Source organism: Janibacter sp. CFPM2_SD2, assembly GCF_057364645.1.
Window position 1 is genome coordinate 1 of the sequence record NZ_JBNFOF010000312.1, and the last position, 1,989, is coordinate 1,989.

Genomic DNA, 1,989 nt, shown 5'->3' on the forward strand with positions numbered 1-1,989 from the left:
GGGCTCCGGGGTGGAGGCGACGCGCGCCGCCGTTGGCCTGGGTCAGGCCGGCCTTCTGCGAGCAGACGGGCCAGGCGCCGGGGCCCTGGGTCGCGAGGACCTTCTGGGCGATCTCGATCTGCTGCGCCTTGGTGGCCTGGTGGGCGTTCGGGGCGTACTTGTCGCCACCGAAGCCCTGCCACGTCTGGGTGGTGAACTGCAGACCACCGTAGAAGCCGTTGCCGGTGTTGATGGACCAGTTGCCACCGCTCTCGCACTGGGCGACGGCGTCCCAGACGGAGGAGGTGGTGGCAGCGGAGGCGCCCTGGGCGGACGCGATGGTGCCCACGGTGGCGGTCGCGCCGGCCACGGCGACGCCGGCGATGCGGCGGCGAGCGGGCGAGGACTGCTTCGTCTGGGCGTGCTTGGGGCTGTAGAACATGGGGGTGTGGTTCCTTCCACGGAGTTCAGGGGCTTCGTGGTCGAAGCGGGCCAGGGGATCTGGCTTTGTCACGGACGGCGGCGACGTTACCTGTTCGTGATCTAACGAGTCAAACGATCCGCCCGGATTTCGTCAGGACATGGTCAAGGCCACACCAGGTCGGCGACCGCCCGACGGGTCAGACGATCTCCCAGCCCTCGTCCTCACGACCCGCGCCCTCCTGCTCGACAGCGGCCCGGCGCCGTTGTGCCACAGGGGCGTCGAAGGGGGCCGCCAGCCGGTCCCCGAGGGTGGTCCCGGTGGCGATCGCCATGATGACGCCGAGCGCCCCGAGGACGCTGAAGAGACCCTGCGTCGTGTCCCCGCCGCTCGATGTCGTGGGGCTGGTCATGTGGTACAGACCGACGAAGATGCCCAGTCCGGGGAAGAGGCCGAAGGTCGCGGGCACGGCGATCGTCAGGGCCGGCGCGTCCATGCGCAGCGCGATGACCCGGGCGGCGAAGCCGATGACGACAGCGGCGATGCCCGTCGCGGTGACCCGTCCGAGCCCGGCCTGCGCGATCACCGCGGCGACGGCCACGCCGACGGCGCATAGCAGCGACGCGGGCACGAGCATCCGGCGGCTGCCCTGGAGGGTGACCGCACCCGCGAGCCCGATGAGGACCGCTCCGGCGACGACCATGGGGACCGCTGCCGAGGCCCACGCCAGCTTGTCGATCGGCGGCGGCTGCAGACCGATGCCGAGCAGCTCGCCCACCTGCAGGCTCATGCCCAGGCCGCCGGCCACACCGACGATGAGGCCGAAGGTGTGCAGCATGACGGCGAAGATGCGCGCCGACCCGGTGACGGGGAACCCGGAGAGCACGTCCTCCATCGCCGAGATGAGGGTGCGCGAGGGCAGCAGGGCGACGATGCCGCCGGCGACGATGAAGGCGAAGTCCGACGGTGAGATCGGCACGACGGACCACGTGCCGAGGACGTAGGCGAGGAAGGCGACGAACGTCGCGACCGCCCCGCCGAGGGCGCCGAGGTAGAAGTCGGGCAGGTTGAGCCGGTCGACGAGCGAGGCGAGCCCGATGGTCACGCAGGCGGCGAGCAGCGCGACGAGGACGGCGAAGTTGCCCGCGCCGAGGATGATCGCGACACCGGCGGCGACGCCACCCTCGGCGAGCGTGACGAACCAGCGCGACCACATCCGCGGGGTGCGGCTGATCTCGCGCAGCTGGGAGTCGGCCTGCTCGAGGTCGATGTCGCCCGAGACGAGGTCGTCGACGAGCGCGTGGACCATCGCCAGCCGGGCGAAGTCGAGGCGCGGCTGGCGCACGACGCGCAGCCGGCTGATCGTCTGCCCGGAGGGCGTGCGGCACTGCATGTGCATCGACTGCATCGTCAGGTCGACGTCGAGGTCCTCGAGGCCGGCGGCCACGCCGACGGCGATCGTCGCGGCCTCGACACCGGCGGCGGACGAGCCCGAGCGCAGCATGATCTCGGCGACCCGCAGGGCGAGGTCCATCGCGTGGGCGGCGGCCTGCTCCTCGGGCGACAGCGCGGGGTGACGCGGGGGGTCC

The 1,989-nt window shown here is 71.9% G+C and carries 2 protein-coding genes; both read right to left on the reverse strand.

What is annotated here, in order from left to right; all coding sequences use genetic code 11:
* On the reverse strand, positions 1–421 hold a 421-nt coding region (locus tag AC2W7J_RS17790; RefSeq protein WP_485984058.1), incomplete at its 3' end, for a transglycosylase family protein.
* Positions 422–599: 178 nt separating this feature from the next.
* Positions 600–1,989 (reverse strand): threonine/serine exporter family protein (locus tag AC2W7J_RS17795; RefSeq protein WP_485984060.1); only part of this gene is annotated, 1,390 nt, incomplete at its 5' end.